Source organism: Paraburkholderia bengalensis (genome assembly GCF_037126505.1).
Lineage (GTDB): Bacteria > Pseudomonadota > Gammaproteobacteria > Burkholderiales > Burkholderiaceae > Paraburkholderia > Paraburkholderia bengalensis.
In genome coordinates, this window is record NZ_JACFYJ010000270.1 from 1 (window position 1) to 863 (window position 863).

General features: G+C 64.9%; 2 protein-coding genes. One reads left to right on the forward strand and one right to left on the reverse strand.

Translation table 11 applies throughout. From position 1 onward, the window contains the following. Positions 1-200 (forward strand): hypothetical protein (locus tag H3V53_RS43165; RefSeq protein ID WP_336603038.1); only part of this gene is annotated, 200 nt, incomplete at its 5' end. A gap of 60 nt (positions 201-260) precedes the next feature. On the opposite strand, the gene H3V53_RS43170 is transcribed toward H3V53_RS43165, so the two are convergent. Continuing rightward, the coding region (locus tag H3V53_RS43170) for an oxidoreductase (RefSeq protein WP_473766680.1) at positions 261-863 on the reverse strand (603 nt) is incomplete at its 5' end.

An 863-nucleotide genomic window follows, 5' to 3' on the forward strand; every position in this document is an offset into this window, starting at 1 on the left:
TCACCTTCCCGATACGACAGCTTCCCGATCTCGGCGCCGCGTCCGGCGAGTTCGTCGCGACGCTGTGGACGCGCAGGCGGGCACTCAGGCAACGGGTTCTTGCTCCGGGATATTGCGACGTGTTGCCGAGCGGATCTGCTCCAAAGCCGATCCGCGATGGAATGGTGATACTGAAGTGTTCCTTTGAATGTTGGCGCTGAAGAGGTGTTGCGCATCTGCGGCGGACGCGGATGTGCCGCAGATTGGCGTATCCACGTCGCTCAGGCGGCAACCGAGGTGCTGGCGAGCACAGGGTAGTCGGTGAGGCCTTTCGCGCCGCCACCGAACAGCGTTTGGCGCTGGTGCTGCGCGAGCGGCGCACCGGCGCGCAAGCGCTGCACGAGATCGGGATTGGCGACGAACGGACGGCCAAACGCGATGAGATCTGCCCACCCGGCGTCGATGGCCTCGCGTGCCCGCTCACCCGTGTAGCGGCCCGCGTAGATCAGCGCCCCCGGATAAGCGGCGCGCAACTTGCGCCTGAATTCGAGCGGCATGGGGGGCGCGTCGTCCCAGTCGGCTTCGGCGATATGAATGTAGGCCACGCCAGCCTCGCCGAGTTTTTTGGCCGCTGCGAGATAGGTCGCCTCCGGGTCGGCGTCTTCACAGCCGTTCAGGGTGGTGAGCGGCGCAAGGCGGATCCCCACGCGTTGCGCATCGCCTGTGCCTTCGATAAGTGCACGCGTGACTTCGTCGAGGAAGCGCAGGCGGTTTTCGACCGAGCCGCCATATTCGTCGGTGCGGGTGTTCGCGTTGGAATCGATGAACTGGTTGACGAGATAGCCGTTCGCCGCATGCAACTCGACACCGTCGAAGCCGGCTTC